The 22,827-nt window shown below is 66.3% G+C and carries 19 protein-coding genes; 12 read left to right on the top strand and 7 right to left on the bottom strand.

Annotated elements, in window-relative coordinates; translation table 11 throughout:
- Window positions 1-28: 28 nt before the first annotated feature.
- Window positions 29-1,096: a glycerophosphodiester phosphodiesterase family protein gene (locus tag AC5RUQ_RS12535; RefSeq protein WP_493947642.1), complete on the bottom strand. Its 1,068-nt coding sequence runs from the start codon at window positions 1,094-1,096 to the stop codon at window positions 29-31.
- 247 nt (window positions 1,097-1,343) lie between these two features.
- Between AC5RUQ_RS12535 and AC5RUQ_RS12530 the strand changes: the two genes are divergently transcribed.
- Window positions 1,344-2,540, top strand: a complete 1,197-nt coding sequence (locus tag AC5RUQ_RS12530; protein WP_493947641.1) for a serine hydrolase domain-containing protein — start codon at window positions 1,344-1,346, stop codon at window positions 2,538-2,540.
- 33 nt (window positions 2,541-2,573) lie between these two features.
- Here the strand turns inward: AC5RUQ_RS12530 and AC5RUQ_RS12525 are convergent, their stop codons facing one another.
- A complete protein-coding gene (locus tag AC5RUQ_RS12525; RefSeq protein ID WP_493947640.1) occupies window positions 2,574-3,812 on the bottom strand; it encodes an MFS transporter in 1,239 nt (412 codons plus the stop codon).
- A gap of 191 nt (window positions 3,813-4,003) precedes the next feature.
- Between AC5RUQ_RS12525 and AC5RUQ_RS12520 the strand changes: the two genes are divergently transcribed.
- The gene (locus AC5RUQ_RS12520; RefSeq protein WP_493947639.1) at window positions 4,004-4,270 is read left to right on the top strand and encodes a hypothetical protein; all 267 of its coding nucleotides are present in this window, start codon (window positions 4,004-4,006) and stop codon (window positions 4,268-4,270) included.
- Between the two features lie 23 nt (window positions 4,271-4,293).
- Here AC5RUQ_RS12520 and AC5RUQ_RS12515 read toward each other — a convergent pair whose 3' ends face one another.
- Window positions 4,294-5,856, bottom strand: coding sequence for a serine hydrolase domain-containing protein (locus AC5RUQ_RS12515; RefSeq protein ID WP_493947637.1), 1,563 nt, complete (start codon window positions 5,854-5,856; stop codon window positions 4,294-4,296).
- Between the two features lie 323 nt (window positions 5,857-6,179).
- On the opposite strand from AC5RUQ_RS12515, the gene AC5RUQ_RS12510 reads away from it, so the two are divergent.
- Window positions 6,180-6,428 (top strand): hypothetical protein, encoded by a 249-nt coding sequence (locus tag AC5RUQ_RS12510; RefSeq protein WP_493947636.1) that lies wholly within the window; start codon window positions 6,180-6,182, stop codon window positions 6,426-6,428.
- Between the two features lie 98 nt (window positions 6,429-6,526).
- Here AC5RUQ_RS12510 and AC5RUQ_RS12505 read toward each other — a convergent pair whose 3' ends face one another.
- Window positions 6,527-7,423, bottom strand: coding sequence for a ketopantoate reductase family protein (locus AC5RUQ_RS12505; protein ID WP_493947635.1), 897 nt, complete (start codon window positions 7,421-7,423; stop codon window positions 6,527-6,529).
- A gap of 130 nt (window positions 7,424-7,553) precedes the next feature.
- Here AC5RUQ_RS12505 and AC5RUQ_RS12500 point away from each other — a divergent pair, with 130 nt between their 5' ends.
- Window positions 7,554-8,396 carry a hypothetical protein gene (locus AC5RUQ_RS12500; protein WP_493947634.1) on the top strand — a complete coding sequence of 281 codons (843 nt, stop codon included), beginning with the start codon at window positions 7,554-7,556 and terminating at the stop codon, window positions 8,394-8,396.
- Between the two features lie 32 nt (window positions 8,397-8,428).
- Here the strand turns inward: AC5RUQ_RS12500 and AC5RUQ_RS12495 are convergent, their stop codons facing one another.
- A complete protein-coding gene (locus AC5RUQ_RS12495; RefSeq protein WP_493947633.1) occupies window positions 8,429-11,143 on the bottom strand; it encodes a PEP/pyruvate-binding domain-containing protein in 2,715 nt (904 codons plus the stop codon).
- Window positions 11,144-11,296: 153 nt separating this feature from the next.
- Window positions 11,297-11,788 carry a hypothetical protein gene (locus AC5RUQ_RS12490; protein WP_493947632.1) on the bottom strand — a complete coding sequence of 164 codons (492 nt, stop codon included), beginning with the start codon at window positions 11,786-11,788 and terminating at the stop codon, window positions 11,297-11,299.
- A gap of 243 nt (window positions 11,789-12,031) precedes the next feature.
- On the opposite strand from AC5RUQ_RS12490, the gene AC5RUQ_RS12485 reads away from it, so the two are divergent.
- From AC5RUQ_RS12485 to AC5RUQ_RS12460, 6 genes are all read left to right on the top strand, one after another.
- Entirely contained in the window at window positions 12,032-13,054 is a 1,023-nt protein-coding gene (locus AC5RUQ_RS12485; protein ID WP_205484401.1) for a 3-oxoacyl-ACP synthase III, read from the top strand.
- Window positions 13,048-15,762 (top strand): alpha/beta fold hydrolase, encoded by a 2,715-nt coding sequence (locus AC5RUQ_RS12480; protein ID WP_493947631.1) that lies wholly within the window; start codon window positions 13,048-13,050, stop codon window positions 15,760-15,762. Before AC5RUQ_RS12485 ends, AC5RUQ_RS12480 begins: the two co-directional genes overlap by 7 nt.
- Complete coding sequence (locus AC5RUQ_RS12475) at window positions 15,759-16,793, top strand: NAD-dependent epimerase/dehydratase family protein (RefSeq protein WP_493947630.1); 1,035 nt, start codon at window positions 15,759-15,761, stop codon at window positions 16,791-16,793. The genes AC5RUQ_RS12480 and AC5RUQ_RS12475 overlap by 4 nt, the downstream gene beginning before the upstream one ends.
- A 765-nt stretch (window positions 16,794-17,558) precedes the next feature.
- Window positions 17,559-18,902: a BTAD domain-containing putative transcriptional regulator gene (locus tag AC5RUQ_RS12470; RefSeq protein WP_493947629.1), complete on the top strand. Its 1,344-nt coding sequence runs from the start codon at window positions 17,559-17,561 to the stop codon at window positions 18,900-18,902.
- An 80-nt stretch (window positions 18,903-18,982) separates the two neighbouring features.
- Window positions 18,983-19,750 carry a type 1 glutamine amidotransferase domain-containing protein gene (locus tag AC5RUQ_RS12465; RefSeq protein WP_493947628.1) on the top strand — a complete coding sequence of 256 codons (768 nt, stop codon included), beginning with the start codon at window positions 18,983-18,985 and terminating at the stop codon, window positions 19,748-19,750.
- A 98-nt stretch (window positions 19,751-19,848) separates the two neighbouring features.
- Window positions 19,849-19,974, top strand: coding sequence for a hypothetical protein (locus AC5RUQ_RS12460; protein ID WP_493947626.1), 126 nt, complete (start codon window positions 19,849-19,851; stop codon window positions 19,972-19,974).
- A gap of 19 nt (window positions 19,975-19,993) precedes the next feature.
- Here AC5RUQ_RS12460 and AC5RUQ_RS12455 read toward each other — a convergent pair whose 3' ends face one another.
- Entirely contained in the window at window positions 19,994-20,311 is a 318-nt protein-coding gene (locus AC5RUQ_RS12455) for a hypothetical protein (RefSeq protein ID WP_493947625.1), read from the bottom strand.
- Between the two features lie 338 nt (window positions 20,312-20,649).
- Here AC5RUQ_RS12455 and AC5RUQ_RS12450 point away from each other — a divergent pair, with 338 nt between their 5' ends.
- Window positions 20,650-20,970 carry a GYD domain-containing protein gene (locus tag AC5RUQ_RS12450; RefSeq protein ID WP_493947623.1) on the top strand — a complete coding sequence of 107 codons (321 nt, stop codon included), beginning with the start codon at window positions 20,650-20,652 and terminating at the stop codon, window positions 20,968-20,970.
- A gap of 394 nt (window positions 20,971-21,364) precedes the next feature.
- A complete protein-coding gene (locus AC5RUQ_RS12445) occupies window positions 21,365-22,741 on the top strand; it encodes an FAD-binding oxidoreductase (protein ID WP_493947621.1) in 1,377 nt (458 codons plus the stop codon).
- Window positions 22,742-22,827: the final 86 nt, after the last annotated feature.

The following is a 22,827-nucleotide window of genomic DNA, read 5'->3' as shown; positions in this document are numbered from 1 at the left end:
TGCCGCCGGGCCGGACACGCAGGGGGAGTTAGCCCTTGACTTCGTATGCCTTCGGCAGCTTCAGGCCCCGCTCCTCCATGAGGGTGCGCAGGCGGGTGGGGTAGTCGGTGATGATGCCGTCCACGCCCAGGTCCATCAGGTGGACCATGTCAGCGGTGGTGTTCACCGTCCACGGGATGACGGGCAGGCCCAGGTCATGGGCTTCGGTGATCATCTCCGGGGTGACGGAGCGGAACGTGGGGGAGACGGCGTCGTACCCCTGGGCAGCCGCCGCCGCGGAAAGGGAACCGTCGTAGTCGTCGATGTCGATGCCGCCCAGGTTGCGGCTGGCACCGGGCTGGCCCACGCCCATCCAGGCGTCGCCGCTGGAGAGCGCCACCAGCGGCAGCTCGGGCACGATCTCCTTGGTGAGGTTCAGCGAGGACCAGTCGAAGGACTGCAGGGTGGTCCGGTCCGCCATGCCCGAGGCCTGGATCTCGGCCACCACGGCGCGGGTGAGGGATTCCATGCCGGCGCCGCCAACCTCGCTGCTCTCCACCTTCGTCTCCACGTTGAAGCGGACCTTGCCGGCGTTGGCGTCGCGGACCAGCTGGTAGACGTCCTTGAGCTCGGCGATCCGGTTGCCTTCGATGACGTCCTGCTCAGGGTAGCCGGACAGCTGCACGAAGCCGCAGTTGAGCGTCCTGACCTGCGCCAAGGAGAGCTCGGCCACGCGGTCGCCGACGTACGGGAACTCGGGGTCGCCGGCGGTGGCGGCTGCGGTGTCGATGCACTTGGCGGCCTGGATGGTGTCGTCGTGCCAGACGATCACCTTGCCGTCCTCGGTCAGGTGGGTGTCCAGTTCGAGGGTGGTGACGCCCAGCGCCAGGGAGTTCGCGAATGCGGCCAGGGACTCCTCGGTCCATTCGCCGCGGCCGCCGCGGTGGCTCTGCAGGTCGAAGGAGCCGTTGCGCTCGTTTACCTTCAGGGCGGAGGTGGCGGCTCCGGCAGCGTTCGACGACGGCGTGCCGGCTTCGTTCTCCGGGGCGGCGACGGCGGGGCTCGCCATGGCGGCGAGCAGGGCGGCGGCTGCCGCGGCAGTCAGGACTTGGCGCATGGGTGGTTCCTCCTGGGATGACGGGGACCGGCTGTCCGCCGGTGACCCGCCCACGCTAGGGAGGGCAGGTTGCGTCTTTGATGCGGGGAGTTGGAGGGTGGGTTAACGGGGGTGGTCGGGGCGTTCACCTTGGGGCTTACCGCCGGTCTTGACACCCTTTCCCGCGCTGAGGAACATCGGAAGTGTCGGTGCAACTGGCGGTCTCCCAGGGGTCCAGCTGTGGTACGGCGTCTCGAAGGGATTTGAGATGCAGGCAGGACGTTTCGCGCTGTTCCGCGGTGCGGCCGCAGCCGCCGCAGCCCTCGTATTGTTCGGGGTTGGAGGCTGCACTACCGCGCCCGCCCCGCGGGACCAACAAACTGCGCCGGGCACACCGGCGTCTGCCAGTGCCACTGCCTCTGCCACGGCAACTGCGCCTGCGTTCGCAGCCGTGCTCAAGAAGTACAGCGAGGACATCCGCGCCGGGGGAGCTACCGCCGTCGTCATTCAGATGAAGTCCCGGCTGGGTGAGTGGTCCTCGGCGGAGGGAGTCCGGAACCTGGAAACCAATGAGCCCGTCCAGCTGACCGATCAAACGCACGTAGGCAGCATCACCATGACCATGGTGGCGGTGTCCGTGATGAAGCTGGTGGAGGAAGGGAAAATCCAGCTGCATGATCCTATCCAGAAGCACGTTCCGGACTTCGAGAGGATCATCAAGCCGCCGGGACCCATCACCATCCGCAGCCTGCTCAGCCACCGGTCCGGCATTCCGCGCTACTGGGAAAGCCTCCTCAGGGCGGGCGATCCGGGGGATGGCAAGCGGAGCCACGAGGAACGCTTGTCCGCCGCCGCTGACCCTTGGACGGGAGGATCGGGCAGCCTCTTCAGCTACTCAGGCACCAACTACTCCGCCTTGGCCCTGCTCGTCGAGAAGCTGCGCGGCCAAGAGATCGGTGCGGTCATACGCGCGGACACCATCGAGCCGTTGCGGCTTCAGGACACCGCTATGACGGGCGACGAGCCCGGTCCGCAGAAGCTGGTCCACGGGTACTCGAAGGCGGACAGCGGTGAGCTGGTGGACAACGCCCTGGCTCCATTCCACGCCGGTTCCCCGGACACCGGAATGATCTCAACTGTCCCCGAGCTCAACACGTTTTTCGCCGCGCTTCAGAAGGGGACACTGCTGACTCCTCAAAGCGTGGCGGAAATGCATCATCCGAAGTACGAGCAGTACGGGCTCGGTGTTGTCCGCCGCTATGACTCCTGCTCCAACAACGCCTACTTCGGACATGTCGGTGTGGTGCGGGGATACGCTGCGCTTGCGCTGATCAGCGCCGACGGATCGCGGCAGATTGCCATGGCTGTGGCGCGGGCACCGAAGCCGTACGTGATTGGTTTTGATGATCCTCAGTCGCTCGAGATGTCAGAAGTGGCGGTGGACGCGCTGAATCAGGCGTGCTGAAAGCGGCTGCCTGAAAAGGAAGCGGATCGCCGATTAGTGGCTGCTCTCGCGCTCGCCGACCGGCCTGGGCCGCTTCCAGGTGGACTCGCGCGCACCGGGCGGGTAGGCCGCCTTCCGGCCGGCGTACGTGATGACGAGTGCCGCGATCACGGGCAGGGCAGCGGCGGCCGGGACCAGTAGCGGGCCGGCCACTACCAGCGCAGCGGAGCCGTAGAGGGCGCCAATGGTGATACCCAGCTGAATAGTCAGGACCGTGAGCCCGTTCGCAGCATCCTTGTTCTCCCGGCCGGCCCGGAGGATGGCCGACTGGTTGTAGATGCCGATGGCTCCCAGCCCCGCGCCCCACACGGTCATCAAAGCCAGGGCGATGGGCAGGCTCCCACCCACGAACGGCAACGCGAGCATCGAAACGGCGATTGCCGCCGTCGTAATCAGCAGCGAACGGCGGGGGTGCGAATCCACGGTGAGCCCCGCGATCCAGATGCCAAGCAGGCCGGAGACGCCAAGGACCGTGAGGGAGAGGCTGATGGCGTAGTCGGGCAGGCCGGCCTCGCGAATATACGGGGCGATGTAGGTGAAGAGCGCGAAATGGGCCAGGACCAGCAGCGGCCAGGCGATGGCCACGGGCTTCACGCCAGGCTGGGCGATGGCTGCGCGCATCGACGGGCGGACCTCGCCGGCGCTGCGCCGCATGGACGGGAGGAACAAAAAGCCCAGAACCGCGAGGAGCACGCCGAATCCGGCGAGGGCAAGGAAAGCCGCACGCCAGCCGAGGACCGTGCCCAAGGCCGTCCCGATCGGGGCGCCAATGGCCAGGCCCAGGCTGTTGCCGCTGAAGACGATGGCCAGGGCCTTGCCCACCTTGTCGGCCGGGACCACGCGGGCCACATAGGGAGCCATCGTGGTCCAGAGCAGTCCGTGCGCCAGGCCGCCCACCAGCCGTGCCACCATCGCGAACGTGAAATCGGGCGCGAGGCCTACCAAGGCGTTGCTGAGCGCGAAGGTGAGGACAAGGGCCACCAGCAAAGGCCGCTTCGGTACATTGGCCAGCAGCCGGGCCGCGGGCACCACGGTGACCACAATGACGGCGGCATAAGCGGCGGCAAGGTAGCCCGCCACCGGCTCGGACACGTTCAAGCCAGTGCTGATCTGCGGGAGCAGGCCGGACGGCAGCAGTTCGGTGGTAATGGCGGTGAAGGCGATGGTGGCCAGGACCATCATGGCGGCCAGCGGGAAACGCTGGGGCGCCGGCGCGGAAGTCGCGGAGGACATGAGGGATGTTCCATTCAAGGGGGAGGGGAGCGGAACCTGGCGCTGCTGGCCCAACAATTCCTCCAACAAGTTTACCCGGTGAACTAAGTGCTTCCGTGCAGGGCGGCGTGTTTCGAAGCGGCGGAGCTGGTATCTGTGCCTCGCAATCTGCGCCACACTTGGAGTTTGGCCCCTAACGAAAGCAGATCTCCTTGATTACCCTCCAGCAGGACGCAGAAGGCTATATCCGGATGAACCGGCACTACCCGGCCAGCGTCCGCATTAAGATCACTTTCACCGACGGCAGCACCGGTGAGTTCTCAGGGCAAACCCTCAACGACGCCTACGATGCAGCACTCGCGGAATTCCGTGCGAAGAACGGCCTCGATGCGCGGGGCTACTCCAGGACTCCGGCGGGCCGAACGAATTCCGGCAACACGATTGATTTCGTTCCGGTGCATCCCGGCATGGGGGAGTAGGCCGCGCGCTCGCTGACGGGTGGTCACGGCGTTGACCGCATGGTGACGAGCAGCCATACCGTCCGCGGGATGGACCACACAACAGCCAGCCCAAGCACGGGCACCAGCGAGACGCCGACGTCGGGAAACTGGCGGATGATCACCAGCAAATCGGTGTCGAACCGGGCGGGTGCATAGATGAGGCACAGCCACAGGGCAAACGCATCAAGCGCCAAGGTGCCGCCGGCCCACACCAGGTGCGGCCAGCGTTTGCCGGCCCCGAACCGGCCGTGGAGCAGGACTAAGAGCGCCAGCCACAGGCTCAGCAGTTCCGTCAGCAGCAAAGCCAGGGAGACGGCCCAGCTGAATTGTTGCAGCCAGTCCTCATACACGACGGCGGGCGCCGGGGACTGTCCGTGGAGAATCCGCAGGATGTTCATGTCGATGGCCTTGAGCCGGGAGGGGGCGGCGGTGTCGTTGCCGTTGATGACCAGGGCGACGCCCAGGCCGGAGCCCGGAACCAGGGCCAGGTAAGTGTGGCTGTTGCCCCATTCCCCCTGGTGCTCCAGCAGCAGCGGCAAGTCCTCCGGAGCGGGGGCTGCGGGATCGACTGACTCCACGAGCGGCCGGGTGTACCAGCCCATGGCGTAGCCCTTCGCCTCGTCCACCCGGGTCCGGGGCTCGAACATTGCCGCTACACTCTCAGGCTCAAGGATCCGGGCATCCCCGTAACGCCCGCCGTTGAGCAGGGCAATCAGCTCGTGGCCCAGGTCCTCGGCCGAGGAGTACAGGGTGCTGGAGGGCATTCCGGCGGTGGGTGCCGGGACGTCGGTCTGAAGCCAGAACGAGCTGAACCAGCGGGAATGCCCCGCGGCCCCGTTATCCGCCCGGGCAGCGGCGCGGGTGGGATGGCTGTGGACCATGTCCAGGGGCCCGAAGACGTGCTGCTTCAGATAGTCCCCGAAGGGCTGGTTGGCGACGGTCTGCACCAGGAGGCCAAGGATGTTGTAGTTGGCGCTGGCATAGTGGAAACGCTGCCCCGGTTCGACCGCCAGTGAGGAGCCGGCCAGCGCGCGGACTGCTTCTTCGAGGGCTCCCTGGTCTTGAGCCAGGGACGCTTCGAAGGCGGTGTCCCTGGCCGACATGCCGCTGGTCTGGTGGAGCAGCTGCCGGACGGTGATCGCCGGCGAACGGGGGTCGTTCAGGGTGAACCAGGGCAGGTAGGTCTGCACCGGTTCATCCAGCCGCAGTCGCCTGGCCTCCACTTGCTGCATCACGGCGATGGCTGTCAGTGACTTGCTGGTGGAGGCGAGCAGTACCGGTGTTTGGGCTGTCATCGGCCGCCCGGAGGGGTCCGCGCGGCCGAAGGCGGCGGAGTGCACCTGGGTGCCGTCCCGGACGACGGCGACCGCGGCACCGGGAATCCCCAGGACTTCGATCTGCTCCCGCAGGAAGGTGTCCACAGCTTCGTAGGTTTGCTCCGGAGTGCTGGGCTGGGTGGGCATGAGGCCAAGGTGGACAGCTCGGGAAGAAGTGGCGCCGCCGAGGGTTCCGGCCAGGAGGAAGCACACCAGCAGGCAGCGCGTTGACCACGAGTTAGTCCGCATGGCTGCACCTGCTTCGGCTGAGCGTCCCTTTACGGTATGGCCTGGCCCAACGGAAAACAAACACTTCTGACGGTCACAGGAAGGACGGACGAAGTCCCCGTGAGATCGCCCACCTTATTCTGAATTACTCACATTAACTCCGTAGACTGGTTACCAGGCCGCCGAAGCCCTTCAGTGCTGCCGCAGGGATAACATCCCCGCATGCCGGCAGTCGGCCGCCGCGTCGAACTGCCCATGCTTGCGCCCCCTTTCTGAATGGCGTGCAGGCGGTACAGCACCAGCATCGGTGACGCCGGCAAGCCCCCACAACCACAGGAGATCACATGACTCTGCAGTCCGGACTGGCCGTAACCCAGGAAACCCAAACGACCGTCACGAACAGCACCCCGCGTGGCGGCAGCTACGTCAGCCTCCCGGCTGACCGGGAAGTTCCGCTCCGCCGCGTCGAGGGAAACTACGTTTCGCTGCCCGGCGTCCTTCCCGGCAATGCGAACAAAGCCCAGGGCACGTACGTGACCCTTCACTCGGTTCCTGCCGGAAAGACGGAAATCAGCTACACCCGCGTCGGCTAACCCGCGAAACGCACCAAAAGCGCCTGCTGCCCTTCCGGAAGGAAACGGCGGCAGGCGCTTTCTTGTGTGTGGGGGGCCTTCAGCCGAACCGCCTGGCTTCAGAGCGGGAGGCTCGCCCTGATCTGGATGAGGGTGAGGTCCAACAGGGGCGTTGGGACGTCCAGGCTACGGGCCCTGCGGGCGAGGTCACCGAGGATGTGCTCGGCTTCCGACGGGAGCCCGGCGCTGAGGTCCCGGTACAGGGAGGACGTGAAGGCCGATCCCGGCTCAGTGAGGATTCCGACCGCTTGTGCATGAGCGGCGTCGGAAACGGGATGTCCTGCTGCCGCCGCCACCGCTTCGGTTTCACTGATGGCCTCCATGATCTTTGACTGCCCGCCGGCACTGATGATCCGGCCAACCGGCGCGCGGAACAGGCAATTGATGATCCCTGCGGAAGCGATGAACGCCCATTTCTCCCATAGTGCGCCCGTCACGTCGTCTACTACGGAAAAGTCGACGCCGGGCACGTCAAGAGCCTTGGAAACATCCGCGGGAACGGCGTTTCCGTTCAGCCCGCCCACCGTGAGGGAGGTGAGGGGCACCTGCTGGCGGACCACGTCACCGTCAAGGGTGGCGACGATCCGGGCCAGCCCGCCGAGCACCTGCCCCGGGTACAGCTGCTCAAGGCGGTCCACATGGGCCATGCCGTTGAGGATGGGAATGATCGCGGTGCCAGGCCCGACGAAGGCGTCCAGCTCAGCGAGTACGCCATCGATTGCGGTGGCTTTGACCGTGACGAGGATCAGATCGAACGTCCCTGACCCGTCCGGGGCGGTGATGGTCTTCACCGCGTGCGTCCGGTCAGCGGTGGGGGAGACGAAGCGCAACCCGTCGCGGCGAAGCACCTCCTGCTTGCGCGGCCGCACCAGATAGGTGACATCCCGGCCCGCTTCCTGCAGGAGCGTACCGAAGGCCCCGCCTGTGGCTCCGGCTCCGACGACGAGTATCCGCATGGGTGCGTACCTTTCCGGGGTGGTTTGTTTGCAACCGATGTTCCAAGGCTAGGGGCTTTCACTGGGACCTCCCACCGGCGGCACGTGAACGTCCAGCTGAGAAGAGGGCAGAGGCCCTAGACTCGGAGCCATGTCAGCTCTTGGGGGGAAGCCGGCGCGGCGCGGAGTAGTCCTTTTCGCTGCGGCCGCCATGGTTATGTCAGTTGCGGGGTGCGAGTACAGCGGCCCGTCGGAACCACCGGCTCAAACATCCCCGCCGGCAGCAACACCGCAGCCCCGGTCCTTCGAGGAAAACGCCGATGAAGTGGCCCGTTTGCTGGAGGCTTCCCCCGCTGACCCCGGCCTGCCGTCAGAGGCGGAGCCCGCAGGGAAGCTCTCCCTGGATTTGGCGCCCGGAGACTACGTGGTCACAGGCGCCTGTGCCGGGGTTTACGGTGCCAAGCTCACCATTGTGAAGGCGGACGGCGTTCCGGAGGCGGCGAGCTTTGAGTGCACCTCCACGCTGGACCGCTTTGTCAGGCACGACGGCGGGCCCATCACCATCAGCGCGGTTCCGCCAACGGGCAAACCGTCCGCCACGGGGGTCAAAGTGCAGACCAACCCGGACCGCAGGGCCTCAGAGCTGGAAGACTTGTCAGAGTGGTCGGCGCAGCAGCTGCAGCCGCACCTGCCGGGTGAACTGCGTGGCACCATCAGCGCGGAAACCACCGCCACCGGAACCCTGGCTGCCGAACCGGGCCAGTACGAACTGCACTTCGTCTGCTCGGGACTTCCGGTGGCTGAGCTCTCCGTTTCCACATGGGGAGGAGTTGAGGTTCTCGCCCCCGTGCAGGTCCCTTGCGGCGGGAACGTGTTCAAGGCGCCCGTGCTGCTGCCCACCGAAGGGGTAGACCTCACCATGAGCCCCGGCGGCCTGGACAGCCGCTTCGCCTACCGGCTCGTTCCAAGCGATCAACCTACGCAGGCTGGATAGCGGCGCGCGGCCGCCTGCCCCGCTGAACTCTCTTAGGCGCCGAGGACGTCCCCTCCTGGCGTGGCATCCGCGCCGGCCTGCCGCTCAATGGTGACCGTGCCGGCGTCGCCATCCACGAGGATCTGCTGGCCGGTGGCAAGCCGCTGCGTGGCCACCCCGGTGCCGAGGACGGCGGGGATGCCGTACTCGCGGGCCACGATGGAGCTGTGGCTGAGCGGGCCGCCAACGTCAGTCACCACGGCCGAGGCCATCGCGAACAGCGAGGTCCAGGCAGGCGTGGTGATGCGGGCCACGAGGACGTCTCCGGGCTTCATCTGGCCGAAGTCCTGCGGCCCGGCGAGGACGCGGGCGGGAGCGCTGACCCGGCCCGAACTGGCCCCCACGCCTTTGATGACGTCACCGCGCTGGCGCTGCGAGCCGGCCGGCATCATCGACCCAAAGGCCCGTTCCATCCACCGGCGCTCGGGAAGCATTTGCGGGGCCGCGGCCTTCACCTGGCCCCGCCACAGCATCCTGCGCTCCTCGACGGCGGCCGCGCGGACAGGCCGGGCAGCACCGGAAATAACGACGGCGGCCCGCACCCCCGGCGCGGCGAGGCCAAAGTCGACCGCGCTCCGCAGCTCCTGGTAGCGCAGCCAGAACACGTCATCCGGCGAAGCGATGACACCGGAATCCACCACCCGCTGTCCGAGTTCGAGCAGCATCCGCCGCAGCAACGGCCAGGCAAGTCCGACGTCGGCCAGCGCGTCCTCGCGGATCGGCGCCATCTCCTGGGCCCACCCGAGCAGACGGAGGAAGGCTGCCCGCCGGCGCGGCCCGAGCCGGCCGGCCATCTGTTCAGTGAGCGACTCCCGGCGTTCGGTCAGCAGCCGCTGCCGCTCATGCGGGTCGGTACCCTTCCCACGCAGGTAGAACTTCACCGTCTCCAAAAGGGCGGACGGGTCGTCGGCTGCTACGGGGCTGGCGAAATCAAGGTTGTAGACCGCGTGGCCGTAGAGGTCCAGATGCTCCTGGAAGGCGAACCGCCATTCCTGCCACAGCACATTGTCCACACCGGCGGGCGGGGAACCGGTGCGCTGGGACTCGGCGAGCACCGCCGTCGGCCGTTCCAGCAAAGCCGACGTCAGCCCGGGGTCGCTGCGGGCCCACACGGCCAGGTCATGCAGTGACTTCTCCGCCCGGATCGGTTCGCTGTCGTACCCGAGGAGGAACGTCTGGGCCGGGGGATCGCCGTCTCGCCGGACCAGCTTGTCATAGAACGCCCGGAAGGAGAGCTCGCTGGTGGCGGCGAGCGGAATGATGGACTGCACGGCGGTGTAATACACGGTCCCGGCGTCAAGCAATGCCTGCGCCCCCTCCAGGAGTTCCTCGCCGGTGAGCTCCGCCGGGGGCTTCGCCTGCCAGTCCTTGACGACCCGTTCGTACCGTGGATGCGAAAACTCGCGCCAGCCGGCCACCCCCATGTGCGCCTTGCCGCGGGCCAGCGCGCCCACTGCGGCCGGGGCCTTGCCCATCATCCGCCACATGCCGGCGGTGCGGTAATAGTAGTAGGCGTAGCCGTTGATGGTGGGCATTCTGACGTCGCCGTCGCGGATGACGTTCTTGCCCAGGGCCTCGGCCAGCAAGGCTGTCAGCGACCTCGCCACGGAGCCGTCAACCATGTCGGCGAACAGTGGTGACAGCGGGTCGGGGAGCTGTTCCACGATGCTCGCCCGGAAGTAGAGCCCCTTCGGATAGGGCAGGGGCCAGGTGTCCGGGATGTCAGCCGCCGGTTCGGGCAGAGCCGTGATGGGGCGGGACTGCAGGATAAAAAACTTGCCGGCAGCCCGTGCCCACTCGATGTCCTGCGGTGCGCCAAAATGATCCGTTGCCCGCCGTCCATGACGGGCCAGTTCCGCCGCAGACCGGTCATCGAGCACGGGTTCACGACGGCGGGCTGCCGCCACCGGCTGCTCCCTGGTGCCCTTCTCCGCGTAGGCCGTCATCACTTCCTTGTCGGCTGTCCGCCGCGACACCACGGTGCCCGTCCCGGCGTCGACCACCACGTCATCGGTGGTAACGGTACCGCTGACTACCGACTCGCCCAGGCCCCACGCCGCACTGATCACCGTCTGGTCGCGCCGGCCGTTGGAGGGGTTGGCGGTGAACATCACCCCGGCTGCCTCGGCCTCCACCATCTGCTGGATGACGACGGCGAGGCGCACCTCCTGCGGTCCCACACCTTCCCGGGCACGGTAGGCCATGGCCCGCGCCGTCCACAGGGAAGCCCAACAATTGATCACCGCCGTGGACAGCTCCACCAGGCCGCGGACGTTCAGGTAGGTTTCCTGCTGGCCGGCGAAGCTGGCGGAGGCAAGGTCCTCGGCGGTGGCGGAGGAGCGCACGGCCACGGCCGTCTCCCTGCTGCCGAGATGCCCGTAGGCGGCGCCGAGTTCGGCCGCGATTTCGGCGGGCATAGTGCCGGTCCTGAACAGTGCGGTGATCCGCTGGGAGGCATCCTCGTAAGCCTGCGGCTCCGCCTGCGGCTCCGCCTGCGGCTCCGCCTGGGGTGGCAGTGTGGCGATGTCCTGGATGTCCGCTGCGAGGTGGTTGGCATCGATAAAGCGCGAATAAGCATCGGTGGTGAGGACAAACCCCGGCGGGACCGGCAGCCCGGCGTGGATCAGGCCACCGAGACCCACGGCCTTGCCGCCAGCGACGGCGACGTCATCTGGCCCCACATCGCTTAAATCGTTGATATAGGTCATGACCGCGTCCTTGCTGCCCGGGAGGGGCGCCGGGGTGAACTTGGTTCTCCACATACTGGCACTGCCGCGGGCAGGAGGCCACAGCTTTTTGCGTCCTCCACCGGAACCAGTTCCGCTGTGTTGCCCTTAGCGGAAGTTGGGCGATCTACTCCGTTATTGCTCCGCAGGGCTTAGCCGCGATGTCGGGTCGAAATCGCCGAATGAGGGACGCCGGCCCGACCGGTAAGCGGAGTCGATGATGGGTTCGAGTTCGTCCAGTACCGTGCGGTTCCCAGGAAGTACAACATGGGCCAGGAATTCGGATTCAAGGGTGGCAATGCCTGCCGCGGCCGCCCGGAGTTTGGCGTCTATCGACTGCGACAGGGCGTGCCAAAACCTGCGGTTGGCGCGTTCAAGCTCTTTTGACTTCGCTTCGCGGATGGGGCCCTCCGCTGTGTCCCCGGAACCTGGCAAGGCACCATCAGGCTGCGGCAAGGAAACGACAATGCGGAATTGCCTTCCGCCGGCCCTGAAGGCGATGGCGCTCCGGTTCCCGCGCTGGCTGAAAAGAACGTCCGTCGCCCCGTGGTCCACGAGAGCTTGTCTGATGTGTTCCCGGGAAGCCCCGCAACTGAAGGAGTCGCCCCGGGTGTAAGGACCTGTCATCGTCCAACTATGCGCCTTCGAACCACTCCTTCATATGCATTCCCGTCGCGGCGCGCTCCGCGGGCATCATGAAAAACCATGCGCAGGCGTGCCGCCCCCAGCCCGTTTTGCTCCCTCTTCCGGTTGGCGGGCCGTGGTTGCACCTGTAACATATCCTAAGCATGCTTACCATCGCGTCTCGGGTCAGTCGGCTAACGTACTGTCAGCGCATGGCTGCAGGACGGACAGGAACAGGGGCTCGAATTGGCAGGAAATGCAACCTTCCGGCATAGCAACACCGCGCTGCTTTCGGTGAGCAGTGTGGAGGCTCCGAGGATCGTGAGCTCCACGGATTTTGACCGCAGGCTGGCGTCCACCCTGCAGCGGCTGAAGTTCCCGCCCCGGTTGCTCGAGCGCGTTGCCGGCGTCACGCACCGCCGCTGGTGGGCGGCCGGGACGTCCTTTGATGATGCTGCCGCCGAAGCGGGCGCGAAGGCCCTGGCCGAGGCCGGCGTTGAAGCGTCCGATGTCGGACTGCTGATCAACACGTCGGTCACGCGCCGGAACCTGGAACCGTCCGTCGCGGTGAAGATCCACCACGGACTCGGCCTGCCGTCGTCGGCCATGAACTTCGATCTTGCCAACGCCTGCCTGGGATTCGTGAACGGCCTGACCCTGGCGGCCAACATGATCGACTCCGGCCAGATCAAGTACGCAATGATCGTCAACGCCGAGGATGCCGAGGCCACGCAGGAGGCCACGCTGGCCCGCCTCCAGCGGCCCGAGACCACGCGCGAGGACTTCAACCGGGAGTTCGCCACCCTCACCCTGGGCTCCGGAGCCGCCGCCGCCGTCCTGGGCCCGGCAGACCAGCACCCGGGTGCGCACCGGATCGTTGGCGGTGTGATGCGCGCCGGCACCGAACACCACGAGCTGTGCGTGGGCGGCATTGACGGCATGGCCACCGACACAAAAGGCCTGCTCGACGGCGGCCTCCAGCTCGTCGTCGACGCCTGGCACGAAGCCCGGCCGGAGTGGGACTGGGCAGACATGGACCGGTACGTGACGCACCAGGTGAGCAATGCCTACACGCAGGCCATCATCGACGCCATCGACCTGGACCCTGCCAAGGTGCCCATCACCTTCCCGCACTGGGGCAACGTGGGCCCGGCCTCCTTGCCCATGACCCTCGCGGCTGAAGCGCAATCCCTTGAAACGGGGGACCGGGTCCTCTGCATGGGCGTCGGATCGGGGCTGAACACCGCCATGATGGAAATCGTTTGGTAGGCGCAGACTGGCCTGGCGTGGACCCGGAATGGTCCCGCGAAGTCGAGGTTAAGTCCACGTCGGACGCCGATGCGCCCGGCACAGTGCGCCGCTGGCACCTGCTGGACAACGGCGCCCAGCTCTCCCGCCTCGGCCTGTCGCCGCGGGGTACCCTGCTGTGCGTACACGGCAACCCCACCTGGTCTTATCTGTGGCGGACGCTGGTGGCTGCCGGATCGGATCCGGACCATCCGTGGCGCGTTGTGGCGGTGGACCAGCTGGACATGGGCTTTTCGGAGCGCACCGGCACCTTCCGGCGGCTGGCTGACCGGATCAACGACCTCGGTGACCTGACGGACGCACTTGGCCTCGACGGGAACGTGGTGACGGTGGGCCACGACTGGGGCGGTGTGATCAGCCTGGGCTGGGCCTTGGCGCACCCGCAGCAGCTCACCGGAGTGTTGCTGACCAACACCGCCGTCCACCAGCCCGCCGGTTCGGCCATCCCGCCCGCCCTGCGGCTTGCCCTGCACCCCGCCGTGCACACGTGGGGAACAACGACGTCGGACGCGTTCCTGCGGGTGACGCACTCCTTGGCCCACCCGCCGCTGCCCGCCGATATCCGGAACGCTTATATGGCTCCCTACCGCGGAGCCGACCGCCGAATCGGGGTGGGGAACTTTGTGGCGGACATTCCGGTGGACGAGTCCCACCCCAGCTTCCCAGCGCTCAACTCCGTGGCGGAAGGGCTGCGCGGGCTGAAGGTCCCGGCGCTGATGCTCTGGGGCCCGCGGGATCCCATCTTTTCCGACCGGTACCTCAAGGACCTCATCAACCGGCTACCGCACGCCGACGTGCACCGCTTTGAAGGCGCCGGCCACCTCGTGGCGGAAGACCGGAACATTGCCGCACCGGTCTTTCAGTGGCTCGCCGCAAACGTCGGTGTCAGCGGAAGCGCATCCCCGGCAGCAGAGAACCTAACGCCCGGCAGCCAGGGGCTCGACGAGGCGGCCGAGCCGGAGCCGCCAGCCTTCCGGCCCCTGTGGGACCTGCTCGGCGAGCAGGCGGCAGGGCCGGCCGGAGGAGATACCGCCGTCGCGGAAATGGCGCCGGACGGTACTGTGGCCCGCTCGCTCAGCTGGCAGCAGCTGGACCGGAACAATTTGGACCTCGCCGCGGGGCTGCGGGAAGCCGGAGTGCGAAGCGGCAGCCGGGTGAGCCTGATGGTTCCGCCCGGGGTGGACCTGACCGTCGCCCTCTACGCCTGCCTGCGGCTGGGCGCCGTGGTGGTCGTTGCCGACGCCGGACTGGGAACCAGGGGCTTCAGCCGTGCCGTGAAAGGCGCCACCCCCGATTTCCTCATCGGCATCGACAAGGCGCTCGCGGCTGCCTCGGTGCTGGGCTGGCCGGGGCGGCGGATCAGTGTGCGGGAGCTCCCGGCTGCCCGCCGTCGGATGATGGGCGTCGAGGCTTCCCTCGAAGCCCTGGCCCGGTCCGGCACTGGGCGCGGTTCGGGGCCGGTGGTGGACATGGTGGAACCGGATGCATCTGCCGCCGTCCTCTTCACGTCCGGTTCCACCGGCCCCGCCAAAGGGGTCCTCTATACGCACCGGCAGCTTGCCGCGATGCGGGACACGGTGGCCGCAACCTTCGGGATCCGTCCTGGTGCCCGGCTCGTGGCAGGTTTCGCACCGTTTGCGCTGCTGGGACCGGCGCTCGGAGCGGTGTCGGTGACGCCAGCCATGGACGTCACTGCGCCCCGCACCTTGACGGCGACCGCGCTCGCCGATGCCGCCGCGGCGATAGACGCTACGGTGGTCTTCGCCTCGCCGGCCGCGTTGCGCAATGTCCTCGCCACCCGGGAGGCCTTGACTGCTGCCGGGCATCAGGCGTTGGAAGGTGTCGAGCTGCTGCTGTCTGCCGGCGCGCCTGTCCCGGAGCCGCTGCTGGCCGAGGTGCAGCGGCTGCTGCCTCGGGCCTCGCTGCACACCCCGTACGGGATGACGGAGGCGCTGCCGGTTACCGACATCGGCCTCGAACAAATCCAGGCCGCCGACGCCGACGCTGCCGCCGGCGCTGAGAATCCCACCGGTGCTGTTGAGGGAGCCGGGAACGGGGTGTGCGTGGGCTGGCCGGTTCACGGCGCCCGGGTAGCCGTCGTCCCACTGGCCGCGGACGGAACGGCGCCCGGGTCTCTTCCGGTGACCGAGGCAGGCGTCACCGGCGAAATACTGGTCAGCGCCCCGCACGTGAAGGAAGCCTACGACAGGCTGTGGCTGACCCAGCAGGAGAGTGCCAGCCTGCCCGGATGGCACCACACCGGCGATGTGGGGCACTTCGACGCCGCCGGGCGGCTGTGGGTGGAGGGCCGCCTCGCCCATGTTGTGACGGCGCCCGGTGTCGTTGTGACGCCGGTGGGCGCGGAACAGGCGATCGAACGGCTGGACTCTGTCCGGCTGGCGGCGATCACCGGCGTCGGACCGGCGGGCACCCAGGCCGTGGTCGCCGTCGTCGAGACCGTCCCTCCTGCCCGGAAAGCCGGCCCTGCTGCGCCGCAGCTTGCGGGGGATGTCCGTGAGGCGGCCCGGGAGGCTGGCGTGCAGGTCTCCGCCGTGCTCGAAGTCCCAGCCCAGCCCACCGACATCCGGCACAATGCCAAGATCGACAGGACCCGCCTGTCCCGCTGGGCGTCACGGGTGCTGGCCGGCGGCCGGCCGGGAAAACCATGAGGGTCCTCGTCACTGGGGCCAGCGGGCTGCTCGGGGGAGAAGTGGCCCGGCTGCTGGTGAGCCAGGGCCATGACGTGGCCACCTTCCAGCGCCGTCCGTCAGGAGTCGACGGCGCCACGGACTTCTGCGGGTCCGTCACGGACGGTGAAGCGCTCCGGGGAGCAGTGGAAGGCGCAGAAGGAGTCATCCACCTGGCCGCGAAGGTTTCCTTTACAGGCCGGGCCGAGGAGTTCGATGAGGTGAACGTCGAAGGGACCCGCCGCCTGCTCCATTGCGCCCGGGCTGCGGGGGTGCGGGACGTGGTGTTGGTTTCCTCCCCGTCCGTGGCGAACTCCGGCGCGGCCATCGCCGGGCTGGGCGCGGAGCCAGCGGACCCTCAGCACGCGCACGGGAACTATTCCCGCACCAAGGCCGAGGCGGAACTCCTGGCGCTGGCGGCGGACGCTCCGGATTGCCGGGTCGGGGCAGTGCGCCCGCATATCGTCTGGGGTCCGGGGGACACCCAGCTGGTGGAACGGGTCCTGGCACGCGCCAGCCAGGGACGCCTGCCGCTGCTCGACGCCGGCGCGGCCCTGATCGACACCACCTACGTGTACAACGCCGCCGCGGCCATCGTCGCAGCGCTGCACCGCATGGAATACGTTCACGGCAGAGCACTGGTGGTGAGCAACGGCGAGCCGCGGCCGGTGGGTGAGTTGCTGGCGGGCATCTGTGCTGCGGGAGGCGTCCCGGCGCCGTCGTGGTCTGTGCCGGGCGGTGTGGCGCGGGCGGCAGGAGCGGTGGTGGAAAAGCTTTGGACCCGGGCAGGGCGGCAAGAGGAGCCGCCCATGACCAGATTCCTCGCCGAGCAGCTCTCCACCGCCCACTGGTTCGACCAGCGCGAAACCCGGGAACTGCTCAACTGGATGCCCGCCGTCTCGATTGATGAGGGGCTGGCAAGGCTGGCCGAGCACTATCGGTCCCATCCAAAAGCAGGAGTGAGGGTTTACAATCGTTTACCGATGTCGTCCAATGGGGCGAGCAATATCTGAATATTTTCCATCGGGGAGCGATGACTGGGACATCAGCGGTAAATCCGAAGGCAGCCGGAAAAGCCGGGCCTATGGACTTGGGTCGCGGCCCTGTTCCGGGAGCTACGTACAATCTCATTGAGCAACCAGGGAAACTGGATCACCTGGTGTGTTGCCGGGACCCGGAGTGGCGCCGGGCCCTTTGCGGCCACATTGAGAACGAGCCGGCACTGCTGCATGACTCGGATATCGTGTGCACGGGGTGCATCGAGGCTGCTGAAGGCATGGGTGTGCTTTCCGGGAACCGTCAGTGCCCCATCGACAACCTTCCGTGTCCGGATGAGGCGGAATTGCAGCGCATGATTGATGAGCGCATCTCCGACACCTGAGCGGTGGTCGAGTCATGCAGGCGTGCGGGCGCAGTGATTCCGTAACTTAAGGGCGCCGTGGTGTTCGACCCGGAATTTTTCCCTCCTAGTCCCAAAAATGAGCGCCAACGGCTGGCTGCCCGTCAGGAGGAGCCTCCGTGGCACTACCTAGGGTTTTTCCAACCTTCGGCATGGATCATGATCCAGGATCTCACCAGCGCAAACGGCTTCCGGGCAGCTCACTTTCCCCGATTCCTTGCTGAGTGTCCGCTCAACAATTTCTGCGTAGCTGCGCCCTGAACCAAGTACTCGACGGAATGCAGGCACAAATAAGCGAGTACTGAGCACTGTGGTTTGTGTATTTACCCGCCACTTCAATGGGAACCACGCAGCACAGGACTACTTGGGGGATACCACCGTGATTACCTTGGAACTGCCAAACAACACCGGCCAGGCGAGCCTCGTTCCCGAAATGCCGCCAACGACGCCGGCGCTTTCGATTTCGGTTTTCGGCCCGTTGACGATCCGCCGGGGCGACATCGAGCTGAGCGCCAATGACCTTGGCGGGCCCAAGCCCCGCCAGGTACTCGAAATTCTCCTGATGAATTTTGGCACGGCAGTGTCCAAGTCCCGGCTGATGGATTTGCTGTGGGGCGGCCACCACCCGGCCGCTGCGCTGGCCACCCTTGAAAGCTATGTCAGCGTCCTCCGGCGCAACCTGCAGCCCGGCACCGGGCGAACCGGACCCCTGCGGACGGTCACCGGCGGCTATGCCATCGACCGGTCACTGGTGGAACTGGACCTGGACCGCTTCGAAACACTGACCAAAACGGCGTCCAAGGCAGAGCCCCGCGTTGCGCTTGCACTGCTGACAGAAGCACTTGACCTCGCTTCCGCTCCACTGCTTGGGGACGAGCTGCTGCCGGCGTGGGCAGAGGAGGAGCGTGCCGCGCACGCAGCGCGCGTCGGCCTGGCACGCGTTGCGGCTGCGGAAATCGCGCTCTCCGTGGGAGAAACAGGCAAGGCCATTGCTTGGGGTGGCGCGGCGGCCAAGGAGGATCCCCTCAACGAGCGGGCATGGACGGCGTTGATTCTTGGGCTTGAGCAGAACGGCGAGAGTACGGAAGCCTTGCGCGCTTACGACCGCTGCCGCAGGGTCATGGATGAGGAACTGGGCTGCGCCCCCGCTCCCACGCTAAGGGAGGCACAGGCAAGACTCCTGAGGAGCACCGCATCGTCGGGTCCTGCATCGTTCGGCGGCCCTCGTCCCGCGGTGACCGTAAGCCGTCCCGTTGCCGCGGTGGCCACAGAGCCAACGGACCGCCTGCGAATCCTGATTGTTGATGACCACACCACGTTTTCCGACCTGTTGGCCGGGGCGCTGGACCGTGAGCCGGACCTGCAAAGCGTAGGAGCGGCGAAGTCCGTTGCATCTTCGGTGACGATGTTCCGGGACCTTGCGCCCGACGTCGTGATTATGGATCTGCACCTCCCCGACGGATCCGGACTCGAAGCTGCCGGGCGCATCCTCTCGGAGGCGCCGGAAACCAGGATCATCATGCTGACGGGAAACCCGTCCCAGGAAGCTCTATGTGAAGCCGCCCGCACGGGCATCTGCGGATTCCTTCCGAAAGACGGCGCACTGGGAGCCATGCTGGACACGTTGCGGCACGCCCACACCGGCAGCATGATTGTGCCTCCGGCGCTGCTGGCCGGATGGGGCAGCGCCGCAGATTCCGTGCCGATAGCTTCAGCGGCGTGACCGGACAGCTCACCGTCCGGAATGCGGAGGGCCCGAGTTAGGCTGCGCGTAGGGTGGGAGGTGGACGAAAGGAGCACTTCATGAAGAAAATCCTCATGGTACTGACCAGCGTTTCCGAGATCGGCGATACGGGAGAGAAGACCGGCTACAACGTGGCCGAGGCTGCGCATCCGTGGAAGGTGTTTAAGGATTCCGGGCATTTCGTCGACTTTGCGTCCATCCAGGGCGGCCAGCCGCCGCGCGACGAGGTGGACTCGAAAGATCCCATCCAAGTCGCGTTCACCGAGGATGAGACCACGCGTGCCGGCCTGTACAACACTGCCCGGGTGGACGTGGTGGATCCGGACCAGTACGACGGCGTCTACCTCGTGGGCGGCCACGGCACCATGTGGGACTTCCCGGACAGCGAAGGCCTGCAGAATCTGGTGGCAAGCGTCTACAACGCCGGGGGACTGGTGGGCGCGGTCTGCCATGGACCGGCCGGACTGCTGAACGTGGAACTGGAGAACGGGCTACGCCTCGTCGAGGGCCGGCGGGTGGCCGCCTTCACCAACGACGAGGAAGTTGCCGCAGGGAAGGACAAGGTCATCCCGTTCTTCCTGGCAGACCGGCTCGAGGAACAGGGCGCCACCCACGTCTCCGCCGGTGTCTTTGAGGAGAAGGTGGTGGTTGACGACCGGCTGGTGACCGGGCAGAACCCGGCGTCTGCTGCCGGCGTGGCCAAGGAGATGGAGAAGCTCTTCGCAGAGGTCATCCACCAGGAAAAGGCCGAGGAACAGCACGACGCCGAGGCCCTGCGCGCCGAGAAGGACGCTGTGAAGGCCGCTGCCGCGGAAGAAGAGCGGTAAACCGAAAGTACGTAAAACTGACGGCCACCCGGAAGATTGGGGTGGCCGTCAGTTTGCGTACGGGGCGGTGACAAGCGGGCGCGGCTTAGGCTTGGCCTATGTCTACTGATGATGAGAAGGACCCTCCCGTGCCCGCTGACGTTGAGGGAAAGATCCCGAAAAAGGTTCACGACAAGCCAGGTACAGACGATGGAGAGGCACAGGCCGATGAACCTGCTGACTGACTAGCCTGGCCGCCTGATCCTAGCCGCGGCCAGCACCGTTTCCGGTGTCCTCCCAGATCACATCCAGGTTGCGGAAGGTGACAGGTCCGTCGCACAGTGCCGCCATTTTTGCGGCGAACTCGGACGTCTCCGGCCGGCCCGAATTCTCCATTGCCGAGTCATAGGATTCGAACTCGGCGATGGTGACGTAGGTCCCGGGGTGGTCCCTGTCCGCCGTGGCCACAATGCGGCGGAAAGTGGGCTGATTGCTTCCCTCGGTTTGTGAGGGACGGCCCAGCTCTTCGATCTCCTTGATTCGGGAGGTCCTGAATTCGATGATCTGAAAAAACCCAGCCATGACGGCTCCTCGACGGCGGTGGACAGTGGTGCGGATCAGGCTACTCCCCGCGCGCGGCGGTGCACAGGGGATAAGCGCCCCACTTGTCCAGCGCGGGAGGGTTTCCCCGGCCTATTGACTGCCTGTAGCCGGAGGAATAGTTTCTGCGGTAGCGGGGTGAAATACCCGCTTCCACGGAATGAGGGGCCGGATCTGGGCCGCTCCTGCACGGCGATGGAGCCAGGTGAGGAGGATTCTGTGTGGGCCCCATTCAGCACCGTGTGTCCGGGTTGCGCGGGTGCACTCGGGACAGCCTGATGAGCGCCTGATGGAATGGAAATTTAGGGAAAGGAAAGGCCATGCCGAAGTATCTGTTTGAAGCGACTTACGTGGGCAAAGGAATCCAGGGGCTCATGCAGGAGGGCGGCACCAAGCGCCGTGACGCCCTGACCGAGGCGTTGAAATCCGTCGGAGGAACGCTGGAGAGTTTCTACTACGCTTTTGGCTACTACGACGTCCTCGGCGTTTTTGAGGTGCCAGACGATGCAAGTGCGGCAGCACTGTCGCTGCTCATCAATTCGACGGGCAGCGTCAACGTCCGCCTGAAGCCGCTCCTGACCGTCGAAGACCTCGACGAAGCTGCCAAGAAGACGCCGTCCTACCGGGCTCCGGGACAGTAAAGTCCCGGGACAGTAGGGGAGTTCGGCACCTGGTGAGCGGCCGCCGTCGTAAATTTACGACGGCGGCCCGCCGGCTGCCCCGCGTGCCTTTCCAACCGGTTCTTGACCTTGAAAACGGGCAGGCGTACCTTACGGTTAGTCGGTTGGCCCAAGGGTGTCCAAAGCTTCGCCCGGCAGCGTCGCCGGCAGGTGCATACTCGAGAATCACGCCGGTGCTACATGCCACACATGCAGAACCGGCGCATCCGGTCTCCGCCGCTGGAACAGGCCGTCCGGCCAGTTCCCGGGTTCTCCCCGGGCCCGCAGCGGCTGCATCATGAAGGTCCCCGCACGGCCGGGGGGAAGGCTGCGCGTAGTCCCCGATCGGCCATGCTCGGGGCGAATGGAAGTCACCATGGATAACAATGGATTTCAGGCCCTGCAGGAGAATGTCCGGGGCCACGTCATTACCCCCGAACACCCCAGCTACGACGCGTCGCGGTCCGTCTATAACGGCATGATCGACAAACGTCCCGCCGCCGTACTGCGGGTTTCGCAGGTCGCGGACGTCATCGCCGGAGTAAATTTCGCTCGCGACAACGGTATGGACCTCGCGCTTCGGGGTGGGGGTCACAGTGCCCCGGGGTTTGGGACCTGCGACGGTGGGCTCGTGCTGGACTTCGCCGACCGCACGGGCGTCCGGGTGGATCCTGCTGCCCAGACCGCCCGGGCTGAGGCAGGCACCACCTGGGCCGACTTCAACCACGCAACAAACGCGTTCGGGCTGGCAACAACCGGCGGCATTATCGGATCCACGGGTGTGGCCGGACTGACGCTCGGCGGCGGCATAGGATACCTCGCGCGTAAGCACGGCCTGTCCTGCGACAACCTCATCTCCGCGGATGTGGTGACCGCGGACGGGAAGTTCCTCACGGCCAGCGCCACCGAGAATGACGATCTTTTTTGGGCGTTACGCGGCGGCACAGGAAACTTCGGCGCGGTAACTTCCCTGGAATTCACCCTGCATCCCGTCGAGGTGGTCTACGGCGGTGTGGTGATCTACCTGCTCGAGCAGGTTGAGGCTGTTGGGCAGCTGTACCGGGACTATATCGCCACAGCTCCCGAAGACATGGGAATCTTCCTCGGATTCCACCAGGGCCCACCGGTTCCCTTCCTGCCGGAGGAGCACCACGGAAAACCCGTGGTGGTTGTGGTGGGCTGCTGGACCGGTCCCCACGATGAAGGCGAGCGGCAATGGCAGCAGTTCCTGGATGTCGCTCCAGTCGCCGGGCAGTTTGTCGGCCCGATCCCGTACCCGATGCTCAATACCTTGTTCGACCCGATGCTCCCGAAGGGCCTTCAAGCATATTGGAAGGCGGAGTTCCTGCCGGAGCTGAGCGACGACGTGATCGGCGTTGCCCGGAAATTCGGAGCCGGGGTGCCCAGTCCCCAAACCGCCAATCATTACTACCCCATCAATGGTGCAGCCCAACGCGTGGGACAGGAGGAGACTGCCTTTCCTTACCGGGATGCCAACTTCTCCGTAGCCATCGCCGGAATGTGGGAGTCCCCGGCGGACAATGCGGCCAACACGAGGTGGGTCAGGGACTACCACCAGGCCCTGCATCCCTATGGAGCCGGCGGGGGCTACGTTAACTTCCTTGACGCCGACGACCAGTCCAGCATCCAGGACAACTACGGCGGCAACTACGCCAGGTTGGCCAGGATCAAGGCGAAGTACGATCCGGGCAACCTGTTCCATGTCAACCAGAACATCAAACCTGCGGCCTGAGGCACGGGCCGAGGAATCCAACGACTAAACCGCAACCGTTGTTGCCTTGGTCCGGCAGTGGGAAGATGAACGGAAATGCTGGGCTG

Source organism: Arthrobacter sp. MDT2-3 (genome assembly GCF_059090465.1).
The sequence above is the reverse complement of the archived record's forward strand: the minus strand, read 5'-3'. Positions and strand labels throughout refer to the sequence as shown.

Excerpts from the sequence above, each read along its gene's own strand:
- AC5RUQ_RS12460 (WP_493947626.1), top strand. The coding sequence starts at position 19,849 with ATGTCTACTGATGATGAGAAGGACCCTCCCGTGCCCGCTGACGTTGAG.
- AC5RUQ_RS12455 (WP_493947625.1), bottom strand. The coding sequence starts at position 20,311 with ATGGCTGGGTTTTTTCAGATCATCGAATTCAGGACCTCCCGAATCAAG.
- AC5RUQ_RS12450 (WP_493947623.1), top strand. The coding sequence starts at position 20,650 with ATGCCGAAGTATCTGTTTGAAGCGACTTACGTGGGCAAAGGAATCCAG.
- AC5RUQ_RS12445 (WP_493947621.1), top strand. The coding sequence starts at position 21,365 with ATGGATAACAATGGATTTCAGGCCCTGCAGGAGAATGTCCGGGGCCAC.
- AC5RUQ_RS12535 (WP_493947642.1), bottom strand. The coding sequence starts at position 1,096 with ATGCGCCAAGTCCTGACTGCCGCGGCAGCCGCCGCCCTGCTCGCCGCC.
- AC5RUQ_RS12495 (WP_493947633.1), bottom strand. The coding sequence starts at position 11,143 with ATGACCTATATCAACGATTTAAGCGATGTGGGGCCAGATGACGTCGCC.
- AC5RUQ_RS12530 (WP_493947641.1), top strand. The coding sequence starts at position 1,344 with ATGCAGGCAGGACGTTTCGCGCTGTTCCGCGGTGCGGCCGCAGCCGCC.
- AC5RUQ_RS12490 (WP_493947632.1), bottom strand. The coding sequence starts at position 11,788 with ATGACAGGTCCTTACACCCGGGGCGACTCCTTCAGTTGCGGGGCTTCC.
- AC5RUQ_RS12505 (WP_493947635.1), bottom strand. The coding sequence starts at position 7,423 with ATGCGGATACTCGTCGTCGGAGCCGGAGCCACAGGCGGGGCCTTCGGT.
- AC5RUQ_RS12500 (WP_493947634.1), top strand. The coding sequence starts at position 7,554 with ATGTCAGCTCTTGGGGGGAAGCCGGCGCGGCGCGGAGTAGTCCTTTTC.
- AC5RUQ_RS12465 (WP_493947628.1), top strand. The coding sequence starts at position 18,983 with ATGAAGAAAATCCTCATGGTACTGACCAGCGTTTCCGAGATCGGCGAT.
- AC5RUQ_RS12525 (WP_493947640.1), bottom strand. The coding sequence starts at position 3,812 with ATGTCCTCCGCGACTTCCGCGCCGGCGCCCCAGCGTTTCCCGCTGGCC.
- AC5RUQ_RS12515 (WP_493947637.1), bottom strand. The coding sequence starts at position 5,856 with ATGCGGACTAACTCGTGGTCAACGCGCTGCCTGCTGGTGTGCTTCCTC.
- AC5RUQ_RS12510 (WP_493947636.1), top strand. The coding sequence starts at position 6,180 with ATGACTCTGCAGTCCGGACTGGCCGTAACCCAGGAAACCCAAACGACC.
- AC5RUQ_RS12475 (WP_493947630.1), top strand. The coding sequence starts at position 15,759 with ATGAGGGTCCTCGTCACTGGGGCCAGCGGGCTGCTCGGGGGAGAAGTG.